Source organism: Flavobacterium sp. PLA-DH12 (assembly GCF_059511845.1).
In genome coordinates, this window is record NZ_JCAMPD010000006.1 from 188,973 (window position 1) to 207,192 (window position 18,220).

The 18,220-nt window shown below is 32.2% G+C and carries 21 protein-coding genes and 1 pseudogene; 21 read left to right on the forward strand and 1 reads right to left on the reverse strand.

Features of this window, described 5'->3' with window-relative positions; translation table 11 throughout:
• The first annotated feature begins 93 nt into the window (after nucleotides 1-93).
• The 21 genes and pseudogenes from AC5ZCW_RS13755 (at nucleotide 94) to AC5ZCW_RS13855 (ending at nucleotide 16,567) form a co-directional block, all read left to right on the forward strand.
• Complete coding sequence (locus AC5ZCW_RS13755; RefSeq protein ID WP_144339285.1) at nucleotides 94-1,548, forward strand: glutamate synthase subunit beta; 1,455 nt, start codon at nucleotides 94-96, stop codon at nucleotides 1,546-1,548.
• A 693-nt stretch (nucleotides 1,549-2,241) separates the two neighbouring features.
• Nucleotides 2,242-3,468: pseudogene (lysA, locus tag AC5ZCW_RS13760) on the forward strand (diaminopimelate decarboxylase); the annotation flags it as partial.
• 227 nt (nucleotides 3,469-3,695) lie between these two features.
• On the forward strand, nucleotides 3,696-4,871 hold the full coding sequence (locus tag AC5ZCW_RS13765; protein ID WP_496120458.1) for an AAA family ATPase: 1,176 nt from the start codon (nucleotides 3,696-3,698) through the stop codon (nucleotides 4,869-4,871).
• Nucleotides 4,864-5,616: an HNH endonuclease family protein gene (locus tag AC5ZCW_RS13770; RefSeq protein ID WP_496120460.1), complete on the forward strand. Its 753-nt coding sequence runs from the start codon at nucleotides 4,864-4,866 to the stop codon at nucleotides 5,614-5,616. The genes AC5ZCW_RS13765 and AC5ZCW_RS13770 overlap by 8 nt, the downstream gene beginning before the upstream one ends.
• Before the next feature lie 106 nt (nucleotides 5,617-5,722).
• Nucleotides 5,723-6,127 (forward strand): helix-turn-helix domain-containing protein, encoded by a 405-nt coding sequence (locus AC5ZCW_RS13775; protein ID WP_496120462.1) that lies wholly within the window; start codon nucleotides 5,723-5,725, stop codon nucleotides 6,125-6,127.
• Between the two features lie 162 nt (nucleotides 6,128-6,289).
• Nucleotides 6,290-6,592: a hypothetical protein gene (locus AC5ZCW_RS13780; RefSeq protein ID WP_198856806.1), complete on the forward strand. Its 303-nt coding sequence runs from the start codon at nucleotides 6,290-6,292 to the stop codon at nucleotides 6,590-6,592.
• A gap of 93 nt (nucleotides 6,593-6,685) precedes the next feature.
• Nucleotides 6,686-7,507 (forward strand): hypothetical protein, encoded by an 822-nt coding sequence (locus AC5ZCW_RS13785; protein WP_343542480.1) that lies wholly within the window; start codon nucleotides 6,686-6,688, stop codon nucleotides 7,505-7,507.
• A gap of 13 nt (nucleotides 7,508-7,520) precedes the next feature.
• On the forward strand, nucleotides 7,521-7,970 hold the full coding sequence (locus AC5ZCW_RS13790; protein WP_343542481.1) for a hypothetical protein: 450 nt from the start codon (nucleotides 7,521-7,523) through the stop codon (nucleotides 7,968-7,970).
• Between the two features lie 26 nt (nucleotides 7,971-7,996).
• A complete protein-coding gene (locus AC5ZCW_RS13795; protein WP_343542483.1) occupies nucleotides 7,997-8,464 on the forward strand; it encodes a DinB family protein in 468 nt (155 codons plus the stop codon).
• Between the two features lie 107 nt (nucleotides 8,465-8,571).
• Entirely contained in the window at nucleotides 8,572-8,937 is a 366-nt protein-coding gene (locus AC5ZCW_RS13800) for a hypothetical protein (protein WP_177210499.1), read from the forward strand.
• 37 nt (nucleotides 8,938-8,974) lie between these two features.
• A complete protein-coding gene (locus tag AC5ZCW_RS13805) occupies nucleotides 8,975-9,337 on the forward strand; it encodes a hypothetical protein (RefSeq protein ID WP_343542486.1) in 363 nt (120 codons plus the stop codon).
• Nucleotides 9,338-9,574: 237 nt separating this feature from the next.
• Nucleotides 9,575-10,126 (forward strand): hypothetical protein, encoded by a 552-nt coding sequence (locus AC5ZCW_RS13810; protein WP_343542487.1) that lies wholly within the window; start codon nucleotides 9,575-9,577, stop codon nucleotides 10,124-10,126.
• A gap of 31 nt (nucleotides 10,127-10,157) precedes the next feature.
• Complete coding sequence (locus AC5ZCW_RS13815; protein ID WP_496120466.1) at nucleotides 10,158-10,286, forward strand: hypothetical protein; 129 nt, start codon at nucleotides 10,158-10,160, stop codon at nucleotides 10,284-10,286.
• An 81-nt stretch (nucleotides 10,287-10,367) separates the two neighbouring features.
• Nucleotides 10,368-10,631, forward strand: coding sequence for a DinB family protein (locus AC5ZCW_RS13820; protein ID WP_496120468.1), 264 nt, complete (start codon nucleotides 10,368-10,370; stop codon nucleotides 10,629-10,631).
• Nucleotides 10,632-10,690: 59 nt separating this feature from the next.
• The gene (locus AC5ZCW_RS13825) at nucleotides 10,691-11,056 is read left to right on the forward strand and encodes a hypothetical protein (RefSeq protein ID WP_343542489.1); all 366 of its coding nucleotides are present in this window, start codon (nucleotides 10,691-10,693) and stop codon (nucleotides 11,054-11,056) included.
• 244 nt (nucleotides 11,057-11,300) lie between these two features.
• Nucleotides 11,301-12,488 carry a hypothetical protein gene (locus AC5ZCW_RS13830; RefSeq protein WP_496120470.1) on the forward strand — a complete coding sequence of 396 codons (1,188 nt, stop codon included), beginning with the start codon at nucleotides 11,301-11,303 and terminating at the stop codon, nucleotides 12,486-12,488.
• A gap of 155 nt (nucleotides 12,489-12,643) precedes the next feature.
• The gene (locus AC5ZCW_RS13835; protein WP_250835174.1) at nucleotides 12,644-12,970 is read left to right on the forward strand and encodes an ArsR/SmtB family transcription factor; all 327 of its coding nucleotides are present in this window, start codon (nucleotides 12,644-12,646) and stop codon (nucleotides 12,968-12,970) included.
• The gene (locus AC5ZCW_RS13840) at nucleotides 12,960-13,457 is read left to right on the forward strand and encodes an SRPBCC family protein (protein WP_343542494.1); all 498 of its coding nucleotides are present in this window, start codon (nucleotides 12,960-12,962) and stop codon (nucleotides 13,455-13,457) included. Before AC5ZCW_RS13835 ends, AC5ZCW_RS13840 begins: the two co-directional genes overlap by 11 nt.
• A gap of 48 nt (nucleotides 13,458-13,505) precedes the next feature.
• Nucleotides 13,506-14,003, forward strand: coding sequence for an SRPBCC family protein (locus tag AC5ZCW_RS13845; RefSeq protein ID WP_496120473.1), 498 nt, complete (start codon nucleotides 13,506-13,508; stop codon nucleotides 14,001-14,003).
• 250 nt (nucleotides 14,004-14,253) lie between these two features.
• On the forward strand, nucleotides 14,254-15,477 hold the full coding sequence (locus AC5ZCW_RS13850; protein WP_496120475.1) for an outer membrane beta-barrel protein: 1,224 nt from the start codon (nucleotides 14,254-14,256) through the stop codon (nucleotides 15,475-15,477).
• Between the two features lie 220 nt (nucleotides 15,478-15,697).
• Nucleotides 15,698-16,567, forward strand: a complete 870-nt coding sequence (locus tag AC5ZCW_RS13855) for an alpha/beta hydrolase (RefSeq protein ID WP_496120477.1) — start codon at nucleotides 15,698-15,700, stop codon at nucleotides 16,565-16,567.
• 105 nt (nucleotides 16,568-16,672) lie between these two features.
• Here the strand turns inward: AC5ZCW_RS13855 and AC5ZCW_RS13860 are convergent, their stop codons facing one another.
• Entirely contained in the window at nucleotides 16,673-18,208 is a 1,536-nt protein-coding gene (locus tag AC5ZCW_RS13860) for a YifB family Mg chelatase-like AAA ATPase (RefSeq protein ID WP_496120478.1), read from the reverse strand.
• Nucleotides 18,209-18,220 lie beyond the last annotated feature (12 nt).

Below are 18,220 nucleotides of genomic sequence, written 5' to 3' on the forward strand. Positions count from 1 at the left end.
TTCTGAGTTACAAAGGTGCAGAGGTACTAAGGTTGAGCTTCTCAACTCACTTCTCACATTTCACATCTCACAACTAAATTTAATAAAAATGTCATGGGTAAAATAGGCGGATTTAAAGAATATAACAGAGCCGACGAAAGTAATTTAGCAGTAGCAGAACGTGTTTCTAACTACAACGAATTTACTATTCCGGTACCAAAAGATAAATTAAAAGAACAAGGATCAAGATGTATGGACTGTGGAATTCCTTTTTGCCACAGTGGTTGTCCGTTAGGAAATTTAATTCCTGACTTCAACGACATGGTGCATCAGGAAGAATGGCAGAGTGCATTAGAGATTTTACAATCTACTAATAACTTCCCTGAATTTACAGGACGCTTATGCCCTGCTCCATGTGAGAAATCATGTGTATTAGGAATCATCAAAGATCCGGTTTCTATCGAAAACATCGAAAAAAGCATCGTTGAAAGAGGTTTCGCTGAAGGATGGATCAAACCACAGCCACCAAAAAAGAGAACTGGAAAAACGGTTGCTGTCATTGGTTCAGGACCTGCAGGTCTTGCAGCGGCTCAGCAATTAAACAGAGCGGGGCACACGGTTACTGTTTTTGAAAGAGACAACGCAATTGGAGGTTTATTACGTTACGGAATTCCGAATTTCAAATTAGAAAAAGGAATTATCGACCGCCGTGTTGCTATTCTTGAAGCAGAAGGAATCACTTTCAAAACTGATGTAAATGTTGGTGTAAACTTTAGTGTTGAAGAATTAAACGCATTCGATTCTATCGTTTTATGCGGAGGAGCAACTGAAAGAAGAAGCTTGCCAACTAAAGGTATCGAAAGCAAAGGCGTTGTACAGGCAATGGATTTCTTGACACAGCAGACTAAAGTTTTATACGGAGAATCAATTCCAGATCAGGTTAAAGCAACTGGTAAAGATGTAATCGTTATTGGTGGTGGAGATACTGGTTCTGACTGTATTGGAACTTCAAACAGACATGGAGCTAAATCGGTAACTAACTTTGAGATTTTACCAAAACCTCCAGTTGGAAGAAGCGAGTCAACTCCTTGGCCTTTCTGGCCGTTGCAGTTGAAAACATCTTCTTCTCACGAAGAAGGTTGCGACAGAAACTGGTTGATCAACACTAAAGAATTCATTTCTAACGATAAAGGCGAATTAACTGGATTAAAAACAGTTGAAGTGCAATGGAAAATGACTCCAGGTCAGCGTCCAGAATTAATCGAAAAAGAAGGTTCTGAGAAAATCTGGCCTTGCGATTTAGCTTTATTGGCTCTTGGATTTACAGGTCCTGAGAAAACATTAAGCGAGCAATTAGGAATCGAAACTGATATGAGAAGCAACTACAAAGCGCATAACTATCAGACAAACGTTCCTCACATTTTCACTGCAGGTGATATGAGAAGAGGACAATCATTAATCGTGTGGGCTATTTCAGAAGGTCGCGAAGCAGCAAGAGAAGTAGATTTATTCCTTATGGGATCTACAAACTTGCCTACTAAAGGAAAAGGAGATCTTCCTAGCCTATAAAACTATAAAAAACACAACACATACTATTGACAAACCCTTGAATTAATAATTCAGGGGTTTTGTTTTTTTTTAGCCACAGATTATCATGATTAAAAGGATTTTTTTCTTAGCCACGAATTGCACAAATTTTCACGAATTTTTATTTTCTAGCCGATTTGTATTTCAAACATAGCCCGTGGTTTCAACCGCGGGAACGCAATATATGATTACGTTTAATCCGCAACGTTTCCCGTGGTTGAAACCACGGGCTATGTTTTGAGCATTTTGCAAAAAATCTAAGATTAAAAATTCGTGGAAATTTGTGAATTGCTTCGCCCGTTCGCTATCGCTCGGGTCGTGGCAAACAAAAATAATCTGTGAAAATCATTTTAATCTGTGGCAAAAAAATAACAGCGTTTAAGAATAAGTTAATTCGTGAAATTCACGGCAAATAAAAAATAATCTGTGTAAATCATTTTAATCTGTGGCAAAAAAACAATTTCAACAGCATTTAAGAATAAGTTAATTCGCGAATTCGAGCCAAAAAAACTTAGTATCTTAGCATCTTAGAACCTCAGTACCTTAAAAAAGGTTACAAAATTCCAAAAACAGCAACTTTTTGTTCAAAATAAAACAATTTGTTATAATTTGTTATTTTTCTACAAATTATTTGCTGATAGATAAAAGTGTAATAACTTTGCCCAAAATGATTTAAAAATGCAAGCAAAAGATTTACTGCAGTTAGCAGACCAATTTGGAAGTCCATTGTATGTTTACGATGCTGAAAAAATCCAATCTCAGTACAACAGATTAACTAAAGCTTTCTCTAAGGTAGAAAACTTAAGAGTTAATTACGCCATGAAGGCATTGTCAAACGTTGCGATTCTACAGTTATTAAAGAACATGGGGTCTGGTTTAGACACTGTATCAATTCAGGAAGTTTTATTAGGACTTCATGCTGGCTATGAACCCGAAAGAATTTTCTTTACACCAAACGGCGTTTCTTTAGAAGAAATCGAAGAAGTTGCCGCAATGGGTGTACAAATCAATATCGACAATTTATCTATTTTAGAGCAATTCGGAACAAAACATCCACATATTCCGGTATGTATTCGTATCAACCCACACGTAATGGCGGGCGGAAACGCTAACATTTCTGTTGGACATATCGATAGTAAATTCGGAATTTCTGTGCACCAGATTCCGCATATCTTGCGAATTGTTGAAAACACAAAAATGAGCATTGTTGGAATTCACATGCACACAGGATCTGATATTTTAGATATCGAAGTATTCTTGTATGCTGCTGAAATCTTATTTGATACAGCAAAACATTTCAAAGATTTACAATTCTTAGATTTCGGAAGCGGATTCAAAGTTCCTTACAAAAAAGACGATATCGAAACAGATATCGAAGAATTAGGTAAAAAATTATCTAAAAGATTCAACGCTTTCTGTGCTGAATATGGTAGAGATTTAACGTTGATTTTCGAACCAGGAAAATTCTTGGTGAGCGAAGCAGGTCATTTCTTAGTAAAAGTAAATGTAGTAAAACAAACAACTTCAACAGTTTTCGCTGGAATCGATAGTGGTTTCAATCACTTAATTCGTCCAATGTTTTACGGATCTTCGCACCATATCGAAAACATCTCTAACCCAAAAGGCAAAGAGCGTTTTTACTCTGTTGTAGGATACATTTGCGAAACCGATACTTTTGCAAACAACCGTAGAATCGCTGAAATCACAGAAGGTGACATTTTAGAGTTCAGAAATGCTGGAGCATATTGTTTCTCAATGTCTTCAAACTACAACTCAAGATACAAACCAGCCGAAGTTCTTTGGATGAACGGTCAAGGAATCTTGATTCGCCAAGCTGAAACATTTGAAGATTTACTTAAAAATCAAATTCCGTTGCCACAAGAAATTGCAGCTACGGTTTAACAATAGAAAAAAAGAGAATATCATTTTAATCCCGTTTCTTAATTGAGGCGGGATTTTTTTTGTTTAATTTTTGTATTAGTCCTTGTATGCCTAAATTATTTACAAACATTCAACTACAAAATAAAATTTAATAAATTTTGGCTCAATAAAATAATAAAAAGCTTACATTAGTCCTAATAAATCAATTTATTATCCTTTTTGAAATATTGAAATTTTAGTAAAATAATATGCAAAAAATAAATAAAATAAAAATTGAAGGAATAGGGCCAATTAAAAATCTAGAACTTGATTTTGATCCTCATTTCAATATTATCTGCGGACAGAATGGAATTGGTAAAACCACAATTTTAGATTGTTTATCTCAGTCTTTTGGAGAGATATACACTACTGTTAAAAGAAATGCAGGAGTTGAGACTGGTAGTTGGACAATTGACACTTCTATAAATGGCCAAAATTCCCAGAAAACCTTTATCTTAAAAGCGTTTCATCCTAATGAAAATAATATCAACACACAGGGATTTTATCAAAACTCAAATGATATTATTGTCTTCAAAACTCATAGAGATATTCCTTATCAAAATTTAAGCAATCTTAGTACTGATCCTAAGAAAGCACTTAATCAATTTGCTTCAGAAATAAGGTATGGTTCTGTATCCCATGATTTAAAAAATTGGTTTGTAAGTCGACATTTGTGGTCAGCCCACCCAAATCATTTAGATGAATATCAAATCAAAAATATAAATTTAGCTAAAGAATGTTTTAATATTTTAAATTCAAAAATTACATTTAGCAAGGTAAATCCAAATTCAAATGACATTATGTTAAATACACCATATGGTGAAATTTATTTTGAATATTTATCTTCCGGATATAAATCTTGTATCGCAGTTTTAATTGGTTTGATAAAGGAAATAGAATTTAGATATATAAATCCAAGTAAATTTATTAAAGATTTTGATGGAATTGTTTTTATCGATGAGATTGATTTACACTTGCATCCTGAATGGCAAGCAAAAATATATGAATCGCTAAAAATAATTTTACCGAATGCCCAAATTTTTACATCAACACATAGCCCACATATTATTCAGATTGCAAATCCAAAAGAAATTATACCATTAGTTTTAGACGAAAAAAACGAAATAATTTTAAATCCAATAATAAATCAAGAATATGGTTGTCAAGGTTGGACTGTAGAAGAAATATTAACAGATGTTATGAGAATGACAGAAACAAGGACTAATACTTATAATGATATTATATCAGATTTTAACAATGCTTTAGACAACGAAGATTTTAAAACTGCAAATACAAAGTTTGAGATAATTGATTCCATGTTACATCCAGAAAACTCATTACGAAAAATATTAAAAATTCAATTAGCCGGAAGTCAAAATGATTAAATTAAACAGAACCTCAAAACCAGTTGAACTTACAGTTGCTTTGCAAACCGCCTTGACAGATGAATTTAAACTTACTGGCAAATCTGTTTGGAATATTGATTTTATAAAAAAAGCTTTATTAGATTTTTCTAATAATAAATGTTGTTATTGTGAGACTGATATTACGGAAGAAAGCAAGTATTTAGAAGTAGAACATTTTCATCATAAAGATGCTTACAAAGATGAAGTTTTAGAATGGGAGAACTTACTCCCTTCTTGTAAAAAATGTAATGGAACAAAAAATGATCATGACACAAAATTAGAACCTATAATTGACCCAAGTAAAATTGATCCAAAACATCACTTAAGATATTGGCGTTATAGAATAAAAGGCTCTGACGAATTTGGCAAACTAACAGTTTCTGTTTTAAAATTAAACGATCAAGATAGATTAGTAAAAAAGAGATATGAAATTGGAAATGCAATACAAGAAAAACTAGAACAATTGAACGAGCTAGCTGATGACTACATTACAGGCATCCAAACTACTACAAGAAGAAAAAACAGAATTATCAATGGCACAAAAGATTTAATGAGAGAAGGACTTCCATGTTCTGTTTACTCAGCAACATCTGCATGCATTATTTTAACTGATACAGAATACGAAGCGTTAAAGACTAAAATAACTACTTTAGGCTTATGGGATATGGAATTATCTAAATTAGAATTTGATTTAATAGAATCTGCTTTAAACTTAGAAAGGTAAATAAGAAGATTTATTATAAATTTTAAAAGCAGAAGCAATTTATTCTCAGAAAAACAACATATTTACTCTTCAATAAAATTGAAAAAAATTAAATACCTTTGAAATTATGAGCACGACATCAAAACCAAAACATATCGGCAGAAACATAAGCCGAATCAGAGAGCTTAAAGGTATGAAGCAAGAAGCCCTTGCAATTGCAATTGGTTTAAGCCAGCAAACTGTTTCTAACATTGAGGCAAGTGAAACTGTTGATGAAGATAAACTTGTTGAAATTGCAAAAGCTTTAGGCATAACTAAAGAGGTGATTGAAAATTTTTCTGAAGAATCAGTTTTTAATTTCTTTAATAACTTTTATGACAATAGTGCAAATAACGGAGCACAAGGAAGTGGAAACACTAACAATTCTTGCACTTTCAATCCACTTGATAAAGTTGTAGAACTTTACGAACGTTTGGTTCAAGCTGAAAAAGACAAAGTAGAATACTTAGAAAAATTACTAAAAGGAAAATAATTCCTTAGAAATATAAATTTTACAAAAGCACAGAGATTACTTTGTGCTTTTTTTAAGCCCAGAAACAAAATGTCATATCTTCTTCTTGCCCTTTTTATTGTCTTAGTAAATTGCTCCATTTTTTATTTTCTAAAACCTGAAAATGGGTTAAAAAAAATACTTTTGTATGCATTAGTCTATTTTGTAATTGCAATAGTTTTTACCAAAATTTATACTTTACTAAACATCGAAGGAATGCCAAACGGTTTTGCCTTTTTTATACTTTTAATGTTTAGCTGGTCAATCGTATTAATGCATTTTTTAAAAACCTTAAATAACAGAAGAGTAAATATTGCAAAACAATTACAGATAGAAAACAATAAACTTATTAATTCTTCTGCTTATCTCACACTTATTACGGTCTCTATAACTGCCTTTCAATTGTATTTAATTTTATCAAAAACGATTAATGTTTTTAGAAATTAGTTCGAATTGTAAAATTAAACTTGGCAAATAAAAAAAAACATTCAAAGTTTTAGAAGTAAAACAGCTTTTTAACTCTAATAAACCATCACTTCAATGAAAAAAATTTTACTTGTCGGATTACTTTTTTTTGCAATATCAAATGTTACAGCTCAAAGTAAATTTACTTTAGAAGAATCATTCTCAAATTACGACATTAAGTACGAAAAAAAAAGTAAAGATTGTGAATATAAAATCTACGTAGACAGTATTGGCACAACAAAATATACTCTCTTTTTAATTAAACTACCTAGCGGAAATAATTTTAAAAATACACATTCGGTATTGGTTTATAATGAACTTGACAGGAAGTCAACTTACTTTTTTCCAAAAGAAGAAAATAAAACTTCAAATTTAGATACCATATCTATAGTAGTCAAAAGTTTAATTTCTCAAAATTTTAAGCCCAAAAAAGATATTACTTTATTGGATAAAAACCTGAATAGCCAAATAATAAGTCAAGCTAATAGTAAAATTGCAGATTTAGTAAATAAAAATTATAAAAAATTCGCATTTTCATTGCATCCGTTTACGCTAAAAGGGCAAAACTATAATGAAGCAGGTCAGAAATTACAGGATGATTTTCTGCAAAGCAAAATAAACCTTACCTATTTAAAAGGAAAGTCTGTTGTTACATCTCAAATAATCAATCATAATCAGCAACTAGAATGTCTGATGAAATGGGAACTTGATGTAAAAGCTGATAATCAGAATCAAAAATTGGTCTGGAATATTTTAGCAACTTCTATTGACGATGGCAAAAATTGGTTTTTTACAGAGTTTGGAAATAAAGAAGGTCTAGAAATTTTGGCAAATGATAAATTTATAAAACTGAATAAAATAATAATTTCTAAAATTACTCTCAATAGTTTTAAATAATCCCCGAAAAGCAATGAAACCTACAATCCTACTATCAACATTATTACTATTATTTGCAACCAATTTATTCAGCCAGACCTTAGCCGATTTAAAACTAAAACCAAAAGAAATTCCGAAAGGCTATACACCAAACGACGGTAATATTTGTGTGTCACCTCAGGCTTGTAATTTTTATACTGATATTGAAACCTACAGCAATATTGTTGGAACTGTAAAAAGTAAAGCCATTCAAAGTTTTAAAAACAAAGGTGACAAAGGCTCTATTATGTATTTTGAATTTGATCATGTTTTTAAAGGCGATCGTTTTCTGCAAGGTTTATTGTGGGGAAAAGCTGGCGAACCAACAGACGAACATCCGGAAGAATATGTTGTAAAAGGAAAATTTCTAATCATTTGGAGTTTGAAAGCCGATAGTCCGCTAAAAGAAAAATCGGAAACCAAAATAGAAACGCTTTTGCCATAAAATAAACTTGAATAACGTTGCAAAACATGACCAAAACATACAGACAAGGCGCAATTGGAGCTTTACTCGATGAATACGAAAGAGCGATTTTAGATTTAAGTAAAACAATCTCATCTTTTAATGACACAGCACTTACGGCAACAATCAATGATGTATCAGTTCAATCGATACTGGCGCATGTAGTTCGTTCTGGATATGCTTATGCTTTGTATGTTCAAAAATTATTAGGAGAGCAAAATGAAGTTCCTAATCTTGTGTACAGAGATACTATTTCTGATTATCAAAATGATCTAACTGCTTTTTTTGTTTTCACAGAAAATGTGCTTAAAAATTTCAACGACAGTCAATTAGAAGAATCAGACAATGCAAAAAAAATAGTAACTTCTTGGGGACAAGTTTATGATATTGAACAAATGATGGAACATGCAATTGTACATATCTTACGTCATAGAAGGCAAATTGAAAAATTCAAAATTGAGCTTGAAACTAAATAATCAAAAAAGTTTGTTAATCTTGATCTATGAAGTTCACAGACTTCATCTGGCATTCATCATTTAGTAGTATCTTCGTGTATAAAAAAAATCATCCTAAAAATATCAAAATGAAACCACAAGTACGAATCCTAATTTATTCTATTCTTTTCTTTTTATACCTTACTTCTACGCATTTTTTTCTTGAATTAAATGAGAAATTTAAAGGTGATGGTTTTGTAACTTTAGGAGTTGGCTTTGGTATTCTAAATCTTATTTATGCTTTTACAGCCCTAAAATGGAAACCTCTGCTTAATGTACTTTGCGCTGTCGGAATTGCCGCTTTAGCTATGTTTTTGGCCTTACAGTTTACCAATTTGCATCTGCTCGTAAATTACGATCCGTATCAGGTTAAAACTGCCATTTTTGCCAATGCTGTTTTCTCAATTATCTTTTGGGAAATTGTATATCAGGTGAAGATTAGAAAATCTAAATAATTTTTTGAAATTTTACTAAAAAAAGCAAAAAGCAAAAATGAAATTAAAAGCTAGAATCTTCATTTATTTGACAATGCTTATAGTGTATTTTTTTGCTGCTCCCTTTTTATTTGAACTTTCCGATAGATTAAATAGTGATTTTTTTATTACTGTAAGTTTTGGATATATATTCTTAAATATTATTTATGCTTGTTTTGTTTTGAAATGGAGCTTATTATTAAATATTATTTGTTCGTTCCTAATTGCATTTTTAAGTGTATTTTTAGCTATAAAAGCAGGAGAAATGCTTTTGTTTAGAACATTCACTGAGAATGTCCAAACTGCCATTTTTGCTAATGCTGTTTTCTCAATTATCTTTTGGGAAATTGTATATCAGGTTAAGATCAGAAAGTCTAAATAAATATATTTTAAGTTGCCTCCAGCTTTAGCTGGAGGTGCATAAAAAGTCTCGGAAGGGCTTTAGCCAAATCAAAAAATTTCGGCTAAAGCCCTTTCTTTCCAACACACACTACCTCCAGCTAAAGCTGGAGGCAATTCATAATATGATTTGTAAGGATAATATTCAATAGTTCGCAAAACCATATATTTTCGTACGTAATTTTTTATATTAGCATTTTAAAATTTATCTAAGCCTAATATGAAAATTAGAACTCTACTCTTTTTGTCTGTACTTACTATTTCTTGTAAAAAAGAAGTAAAAACAGAAACTTCTAAAATTGCTCCAAAAGATTCTTTGAAAGTAACTGAAAAGAAAGAACCAGAAACACAAAAAGCAGATACGATTGTGTTATCTACAAAACATAAAACCAATAAAATCTTATGTGATCTTGACGGAGATAATTTAGATGAAACTGTTGAAATTTTCAGAAGTACCAAAAATGATAAAAGCGGTCTAAAAATAACTTTTGGAAACGGAAAAAGAACTGATTATTTAGGCTTTGGAAATGATATTTTAGCACAAGGTTTTGATGAAATTGATTGGGCTGGAATATTTGAAAAAGCGCCCAAAAATGAGGTTTATTTTGAAAATGTAAATGAAGACGGAGAAATCATTGGCGAAGAACAAGTTGCAGAAGAAGACAAAATAAAACTTCCAAACGACGGAATCTTTATTCATGCCGATGAAAGTTGCGGCGGTGGTGTTATTTATTTGAAAAACGGAAAATACGAGTGGATTCAGCAGGAATAAACTCTTTATAGTAACTCCTAAATTATGAAATATGAAAAGTGCGACAGAAATTGCCAATCGGTTTAGAGAAGTCATTTTAGACGGAACTTGGATTGCAAACACCAATTTTAAAGATCAGCTCGAGAATCTAGATTGGAAAATTGCAGTTAGTCCAATATAGAACTTAAATACAATTGCTGTTCTGGCTCAGCATATTCATTATTACATTAAGGGACTTAATGAGGTTTTTAAAGGTGGAACTTTGGATATAAAAGACAAATTTAGTTTTGATTTTCCGCCAATTCATTCGCAAGAACAATGGAATGTCTTTTTAAATAGATTCTGGAATGATGCCGAAGAATTTGCTTCACTAATAGAACAAATGCCCGATAAAAAACTCGATGAAGTTTTTGTAGATGCCAAATACGGAACTTACAAAAGAAATATCGAAGCCATGATTGAACATAGTTATTATCATTTAGGGCAGATTGTTTTGATTAAAAAACAGCTTAACAACTTAACATAAATTTCCTTTTCAAATCATTAAAAGTCATTAAATTAGAATTCAACTTTAAAATTTTAAAAATGAAGAAATTAATTGCAGCATTCGTCTTTTTAATCGGTTTATCTGTTTCCGCTCAAACTTCTAAAGAACTAATCGGGAAATGGCAATTGGTAAAATGGACCAAAAACGGAAAAGAAAAAAGCATTGAAAAACGTTTTAAAACAGATCAGGTTTTTCAGGTTTTTAAAGAAAATGGCGATTTTGAAAGTGTTATTGGAGAAGAATCACACAAAGCAAAATGGAAACTATCTAAAGACAATTCTCAATTGACAATTATTTCTGTTATACTTCCAGTTGTGTTTACTATAAACTCTTTTGACAGTCAAAAAAGGGTCATAACAAATCCTGAAGTGGGTACTTTTGAATATAAAAAGATCTCTGAATAAATTAGTTTTATTTCACATTTCTTCTGAAAAACAAAAGTTCTAATCTAGCCCCGATGGAAGCGGTATCTCCCGATTTAGAAAAACAAGGCTATTTCAGCCGTAGTTTTTGTTTATCGGGAATTTAGCGGACAGCGGGACTAAACGTTCTTATGAAAATAGCTTTTTCTGCTCCTTAAATAAATTAGAAAAAGGCATAGTTGTTGAAAGTTAAATAAAATATATTTGCAACTTCAAAAAACACACTATGCAAAAAATTACTTTTTTCGTTTCTATATTATTTTTAGCTCTTTCCTCTTGCGGCGTAAAAACAACACAATCAATGCTTAGTGATGGAAATTACGACGGCGCAATTGATCGTGCGGTTGAAGCGCTTCGCACTAAAAAAGATTCTAAAGGAAAACAAGATTATGTTTATCTGCTTGAAGAAGCTTTTGCAAAAGCCAAAGACCGCGATTTGCGTAATTTGGAAATGCTGAATAAGGAAAATAATCCAGCAAACGCTGAACGTATCTACAATACTTATGTGCAGCTAAATAATCGTCAAGAAAAAATTAGACCGATTTTGCCTCTGCCTTTATTAAAGCTGGGAAGAAATGCAAATTTTCCGTTTGATAATTATTCGAATGAGATTGTAAACAGTAAAAATGCGCTTTCGAAGTATTTATATGAAAATGCTTCGACACTTTTAAAATCAAACAACAAATTGGATTTTAGAAAAGCATACGACGATTTTGCTTATTTAGAAAGCATTAATCCTGGCTACAAAAACACCAAAAAACTGATGGACGATGCTCAGTTTAAAGGAACTGATTTTGTAGATGTTTATGCCAAAAACGAAACCGAAATGGTGATTCCGAAAATGCTTCAGGAAGATTTATTAGATTTTAAAACCTACGGATTAAACGATAAATGGACGGTTTACCACAGCGCAAGACAAAAAAATGTAACGTACGATTATAGCTTGATTCTTAGTTTCAGACAGATTGCAATTTCGCCAGAACAAGTTAAAGAGAAAGAATTTGTTAAGGAAAGACAAGTTAAAGATGGTGTAAAAACGCTTTTGGACAGCCGCGGAAGACCTGTAAAGGATAGTTTGGGCAAAGAAATTAAAGTGGATAATTATAAAACACTTCGCGCAACGGTTTATGAATTCAGACAATTTAAGTCTTGTCTAGTAACGGCAAAAGTTGATTATATCGATTTAAAAAGCAATCAGCTGGTGCAAACTTTCCCAATAAGCAGTGAATATGTTTTTGAGAATGTTTATTCCACTTACAAAGGAAATAGAAATGCCTGTGACGATAATTATCTTGGGTATTTTGACAAACGTGCTGTTGCGTTTCCAAACAATGAACAAATGGTCTATGATACAGGCGAAGATCTGAAAGCCAAACTAAAAGATATCATTGTAAAAAATAAATTTAGACGGTAATTATATAACATGATTATTAAGAAAAAGGCGCATTTTTGATGTGCCTTTTTTTTTTGCTTTAAACTTTTTCATTAAAAAAAGTGTCTTTTTGAATTGCGCAACCAAAAAGTTGCGTATATTTGCAACTGATTAGTTGCGAATAAATATTCAAAAAAATGAAAAGAGATATTTTTCAAGCTATTGCCGATCCGACGAGAAGAGCAATATTAGTTTTGATTTCTTCTACTGCATTAACCCCAAATGCTATTGCAGAACAATTTCAAACTACAAGACAAGCGGTTTCTAAACACATTAAAATATTGAATGAATGTGATTTATTGGAAGAAAAGAAATTGGGCAGAGAAATTTATTATCAGCTCAAAATTGATAAAATGAAAGAAATTGATCAATGGTTAGAGCAATTTAAAGCAATTTGGGAACAGCGTTTTAGCCAATTGGATCAAGTATTACTAAACTTAAAAGCTAAAGAAAATGAAAACTGATTTATTAATGAATTTTTCTGTAGATAAGGAAAATAAAACGGTAAATGTAAAACGCGAATTTGATGCGCCATTGTCAAACGTTTGGTCTGCTTGGACAGAAGCCGAAATTCTAGATTTGTGGTGGGCACCAGCTCCGTTTAAATCTAAAACCAAAAACATGGAGTTTAAAGAAGGCGGAAAAAGATTGTATGCCATGGTTGGGCCTGATGGTAAAGAAAGCTGGAGTTATTTTGTGTATTCTTCGATTTCTCCTAAAACAAACTTTAAACACTCTGCTACTTTTTCTGATGCGGAAGGAAATCCGAATTCTGAATTTGGAAGTTCATATTGGGACATCACTTTTTCTGAACAAGGCAATTCGACAATTGTTGATATTTTAATTAGACGTGACAGTTTTGAAGAACTGCAAAAAATAATTGAAATGGGCTTTAGAGAAGGATTTACTTCTGCAATGCAAGGTTTAGACAAAATCTTAGCCGAAAAATAAAATCTGTTGATCTTAATTAACTAGTAACGAATTTAAAATCTAAAGAAAATGAAATCAAATCTTTTAATGAATTTTACTGTAGATAAAGAAAATAAAACTGTAAATGTAAAACGCGAATTTAACGCTTCTTTATCTCAAGTTTGGTCTGCATGGACAGAAGCTCAAATTTTGGATTTATGGTGGGCACCAGCTCCGTGGAAATCTGAAACGAAAAGCATGGAATTTAAAGAAGGTGGAAGAAGATTATACGCCATGGTTGGACCAGAAGGCGAAAAACATTGGGCAATTGCTGATTACACTTCGATAAACCCGAAGACAAATGTAAAATGGCTAGATGCTTTTAGCGACAGCGAAGGAAATTTAAACAAAGAGTTTCCGCGTTCTGATTGGGATGTGACTTTCTCTGAAAAAGACAATGCTACTTTTGTTGATATTGTAATTAAACATGAAAAACTTTCTGATCTGGAAATGATTATCCAAATGGGCTTCAAAGAAGGTTTTACCATTGCAATGGAAGGTTTGGACAAGATTTTTGCAGAGAAATAAATCCTCAAAAAATGCGCACTGTCTTAATAAACAGCCGCGCATTTTTTTATTCTATAAATTAAAATAACATTTTACGGTTTCCCGTAATACATTAATGCTTACTACTACTATATTTGCCGTTCAAAAAAAATAATTTAAGAATTTCTTTATAACAAATGCATACTTTTTCATTGAATTCCATCAAAAAAAAATATTGCTTCCATAACTACTTATCTAAACTAAAAACCAAAATAATTACCTATTAACTTCAATGAGAAAACAATTTTTATTTCTTGCAATGGCACTAATCGTTAGTGTTAACTCTTTTTCGCAAATCATTTTTGAGAATGGCTACTTCATCAATGAAAACAATCAAAAAATAAACTGCTTAATTGAAAATATCGATTGGAAAAATACTCCTGCTAATTTTCGTTACAAATTAGACGAAAGCGGAGAAATTAAAACTGCTGATATTAAAACCATAAAAGAATTTGCAATTAGCGGACTTAAATTTATTACTTCTGTTGTAAAAATAGATCGTTCGACTAAGAGAATTGAGTTTATGACAAAAGACAAGAATCCTGTTTTTAACACCGAAAAACTCATTTTACAAGTTCTGATGGAAGGAAAAGCTTCTTTATATATGTACAATGATGGAACTGTAAGACGCTTTTTTTATAAAACAGATAATTCTGAAATAAAACAATTGGTTTACAAAACCTATCTGGCAGACGATGATCATACAGCTAAAAACAATCAATTTAGAGAACAATTATTTGTTGACTTAAAATGTGATGGTGTTTTAATGACCGAATATGAAAAATTGACTTATACTAAAAACGACCTGAAGCGATTTTTTGCAAAATACAACAAATGCAGTGATTCGAACTTTGTAGATCTTGATGTAAAGGAGAAGAAAGATTTATTTAATTTAACTCTTAGACCTAGATATACTATTAGTTCATTGTCTCTTGAGAACTATCAATATAATATACTAAGTTTTGATTTTGATAAAAAATCAAGTATCAGTTTAGGAATTGAAGCTGAATTTATTTTACCATTTAACAAAGACAGATGGTCAGTTATAGTAGAACCTACTTATCAATCTTATAAAGGAGAACAAACTATACAAAGTTCTCAGGTTGTAGGCGGAACGCTGACAGGAAAAGTAGATTATAAATCTGTTGAACTGCCTGTAGGTGTGAGACGCTATTTCTTTGTTAACGATGCTTTTAAAATCTTTGCGAATGCTTCAATGATTGTAGATTTTAGTACAAATTCATCAGTGACAGTAACTAGAAAAGACGGTTCACCATTAAATGAATTAGAGATTAAATCTGGTCTTAATTTTGGCTTTGGAGCAGGTTGCAAATTTAAAGATAAAGTTAGTTTAGAAGTAAGATATCAAACTACAAGAGGTCTTTTGGTTGACAATCCTGGCTGGACTTCGTCTTATCAAACAACTGCTCTTATTTTAGGTTATTCGTTTTTTTAAAAGAACTTTTAATATAATTATTCATCCCGCTTCTGTTAGAAGCGGGATTTTTTCTTTCCATATTTATATTTTTTTAAACGATATTGAGAAAGTGATTTATAAGCAGGAATAAAACAAATTGCTTCATTGTTGTTTAAAATTTGTATTTTCACTTTACAGAAAAACATTTTAAAACCTCAACAAAACCACAAATTTTCTGTGGACTATTAAATACATTATAATGAATCGATTTTTTATGCTAGCCTTCCTGTTTCTTACTTCAACACTTATTTTTAGCCAAAACAACAAATCAAAATCAACCGAAACCAGTAAGCCTTTTGTATTAGGCGTTATTGATGAAATTCAATCTAAAGAATTAAACGAAAAAAGAATTTTAAACATTTATCTTCCTGAAGGCTATAATCCTGCCGAAGCGACAAAATATCCTGTCATTTATCTATTAGACGGTTCTGCAGATGAAGATTTTATTCATATTTCGGGATTGGTTCAATTTAATAGTTTTGAATGGATCAATCAGGTTCCAAAATCAATTGTCGTCGGAATTGCAACTGTTGATAGAAGACGCGATTTTACTTTTCCTACTACTGTTGAGAATGATAAAACTCGATTTCCTACAACTGGACATTCTGATCAGTTTATTGCTTTTATCGAAAAAGAATTACAGCCTTTTATTGAGAAAAAATACAAGACAAATGATTCTAAAACCATCATCGGCCAATCTCTTGGCGGATTATTAGGAACTGAAATCTTACTCAAAAAGCCAACTCTTTTTAATAAGTATGTGATTGTAAGTCCGAGCTTATGGTGGAACAATGGTTCTTTGCTAGATTTGGATTCTGAAATGCTGAAAGAAAATTTTACACAACCAACTGAAATTTATATTGCGGTTGGCAAAGAAGGATTAGCTCCAACAGCGATTCCGCATGTTATGGAAGTTGATGCTAATTTACTGGCAGAAAAACTAAAAGGATCTAAAAGCAAAAATGTAAAAACGTATTTCGATTATTTTCCAGAAGAAAACCACGGATCAATTCTACATACAGCCGTTTCTAATTCATTTAAATTCTTTTATCCGAAAAGTAAAGAATAGACCTTGTTATATTGTAAGATGTGAAATGTGAAATGTAAGATGCTAAAGTCTTCATTTCACATTTCACATTTCACATTTCACATTTCACATTTCACAATAAACAGTTTATCCCAACCACCCTTCTCGATCCAAACTTCTATATTGAATCGCTTCAGCAATATGTGAAGAAACAATATTTTCTGAATGATCTAAATCTGCAATAGTTCTAGAGACTTTTAAAATTCTATCATAAGCTCTAGCAGAAAGATTAAGTCTTTCCATGGCAGTTTTTAGCAATTCTTTTGAAGGCTCATCCAAAACGCAAAACTCCCGAATTAGTTTACTGCTCATTTGTGCATTATAATGAACATTCTCAACCATTTCAAATCGTTTGGTCTGAATTTCTCGTGCTGCCGTTACTCGTTTGCGAATTTCTACACTGCTTTCTGCTTTTCGTTCGTCTGATAATTTATCAAACGGAACTGGAGTAACTTCAATATGAATATCAATTCTATCTAATAAAGGTCCAGAAATTTTACTCATATAACGCTGCATTTCGTGTGGCGAAGAAGTATTTGGCATACTTGGATCATTAAAAAATCCGCTCGGACTTGGATTCATACTCGCAACCAACATAAAAGACGACGGATAGGTTATGGTAAATTTGGCTCTCGAAATAGTTACTTCTCGGTCTTCCAATGGCTGACGCATGACTTCTAAAACATCTCGTTTGAATTCTGGCAATTCATCCAAAAACAAAACACCATTATGCGCCATCGAGATTTCTCCTGGCTGCGGATAACTCCCTCCTCCTACCAAAGCGACATTAGAAATCGTATGATGCGGACTCCTAAAAGGCCTCTGATTCATTAATCCGACCTCCTTTAATTTTCCTGCAACGCTATGAATTTTGGTGGTTTCCAAAGCCTCTCGCAAGGTCATTGGTGGCAAAATACTCGGAACACGTTTGGCCAGCATTGTTTTTCCTGCTCCCGGCGGACCAATCAAAATAATATTATGTCCGCCCGCTGCCGCAATTTCCATACAGCGTTTAATGCTTTCTTGTCCGCGAACATCTGAAAAATCATGTTCAGGGAAATCGAGCGTTTTATAAAATTCCGCTCTTGTATCGATAACTGTGGGTTCAAGCGTGCCTTTACCAGCAAAAAAATCAATGATTTCTTTTAGATTTTCGACTCCATACACATCTAAACCTGTTACAATAGCCGCTTCTTTTACGTTTTGAATCGGGAGAAAAAATCCTTTATAACCTTCTTCTTTTGCTTTTATAGCAATTGGCAACGCTCCACGAATGGGCTGCAAACTTCCGTCTAGAGAAAGTTCTCCCATAATAATATAACGTTCAATTTCTGGCGCTTTTATCTGATCTGAACCGACTAAAATTCCCATTGCCAATGTCAAATCATATGAAGATCCTTCTTTTCGAAGGTCGGCGGGCGCCATGTTTACTGTAATTTTCTTTCCCGGAAAGCTAAATCCGTTATTCTTCAAAGCAGCGGCAATTCTAAAACTGCTTTCTTTTATAGCATTATCTGGAAGTCCAACTAAATGATAACCAATCCCTTTATCCATATGAACCTCAACTGTAATTGTTGTGGCCTCAACTCCAAATACGGCACTTCCATAAACTTTTACTAGCATAATTATCTATTC

What these genes read in the sequence shown, in the direction of transcription:
- AC5ZCW_RS13755 (WP_144339285.1), top strand. Translation starts at nt 94, where the DNA reads ATGGGTAAAATAGGCGGATTTAAAGAATATAACAGAGCCGACGAAAGT.
- AC5ZCW_RS13765 (WP_496120458.1), top strand. Translation starts at nt 3,696, where the DNA reads ATGCAAAAAATAAATAAAATAAAAATTGAAGGAATAGGGCCAATTAAA.
- AC5ZCW_RS13770 (WP_496120460.1), top strand. Translation starts at nt 4,864, where the DNA reads ATGATTAAATTAAACAGAACCTCAAAACCAGTTGAACTTACAGTTGCT.
- AC5ZCW_RS13775 (WP_496120462.1), top strand. Translation starts at nt 5,723, where the DNA reads ATGAGCACGACATCAAAACCAAAACATATCGGCAGAAACATAAGCCGA.
- AC5ZCW_RS13785 (WP_343542480.1), top strand. Translation starts at nt 6,686, where the DNA reads ATGAAAAAAATTTTACTTGTCGGATTACTTTTTTTTGCAATATCAAAT.
- AC5ZCW_RS13790 (WP_343542481.1), top strand. Translation starts at nt 7,521, where the DNA reads ATGAAACCTACAATCCTACTATCAACATTATTACTATTATTTGCAACC.
- AC5ZCW_RS13795 (WP_343542483.1), top strand. Translation starts at nt 7,997, where the DNA reads ATGACCAAAACATACAGACAAGGCGCAATTGGAGCTTTACTCGATGAA.
- AC5ZCW_RS13800 (WP_177210499.1), top strand. Translation starts at nt 8,572, where the DNA reads ATGAAACCACAAGTACGAATCCTAATTTATTCTATTCTTTTCTTTTTA.
- AC5ZCW_RS13805 (WP_343542486.1), top strand. Translation starts at nt 8,975, where the DNA reads ATGAAATTAAAAGCTAGAATCTTCATTTATTTGACAATGCTTATAGTG.
- AC5ZCW_RS13810 (WP_343542487.1), top strand. Translation starts at nt 9,575, where the DNA reads ATGAAAATTAGAACTCTACTCTTTTTGTCTGTACTTACTATTTCTTGT.
- AC5ZCW_RS13815 (WP_496120466.1), top strand. Translation starts at nt 10,158, where the DNA reads ATGAAAAGTGCGACAGAAATTGCCAATCGGTTTAGAGAAGTCATTTTA.
- AC5ZCW_RS13825 (WP_343542489.1), top strand. Translation starts at nt 10,691, where the DNA reads ATGAAGAAATTAATTGCAGCATTCGTCTTTTTAATCGGTTTATCTGTT.
- AC5ZCW_RS13830 (WP_496120470.1), top strand. Translation starts at nt 11,301, where the DNA reads ATGCAAAAAATTACTTTTTTCGTTTCTATATTATTTTTAGCTCTTTCC.
- AC5ZCW_RS13835 (WP_250835174.1), top strand. Translation starts at nt 12,644, where the DNA reads ATGAAAAGAGATATTTTTCAAGCTATTGCCGATCCGACGAGAAGAGCA.
- AC5ZCW_RS13840 (WP_343542494.1), top strand. Translation starts at nt 12,960, where the DNA reads ATGAAAACTGATTTATTAATGAATTTTTCTGTAGATAAGGAAAATAAA.
- AC5ZCW_RS13845 (WP_496120473.1), top strand. Translation starts at nt 13,506, where the DNA reads ATGAAATCAAATCTTTTAATGAATTTTACTGTAGATAAAGAAAATAAA.
- AC5ZCW_RS13850 (WP_496120475.1), top strand. Translation starts at nt 14,254, where the DNA reads ATGAGAAAACAATTTTTATTTCTTGCAATGGCACTAATCGTTAGTGTT.
- AC5ZCW_RS13855 (WP_496120477.1), top strand. Translation starts at nt 15,698, where the DNA reads ATGAATCGATTTTTTATGCTAGCCTTCCTGTTTCTTACTTCAACACTT.
- AC5ZCW_RS13860 (WP_496120478.1), bottom strand. Translation starts at nt 18,208, where the DNA reads ATGCTAGTAAAAGTTTATGGAAGTGCCGTATTTGGAGTTGAGGCCACA.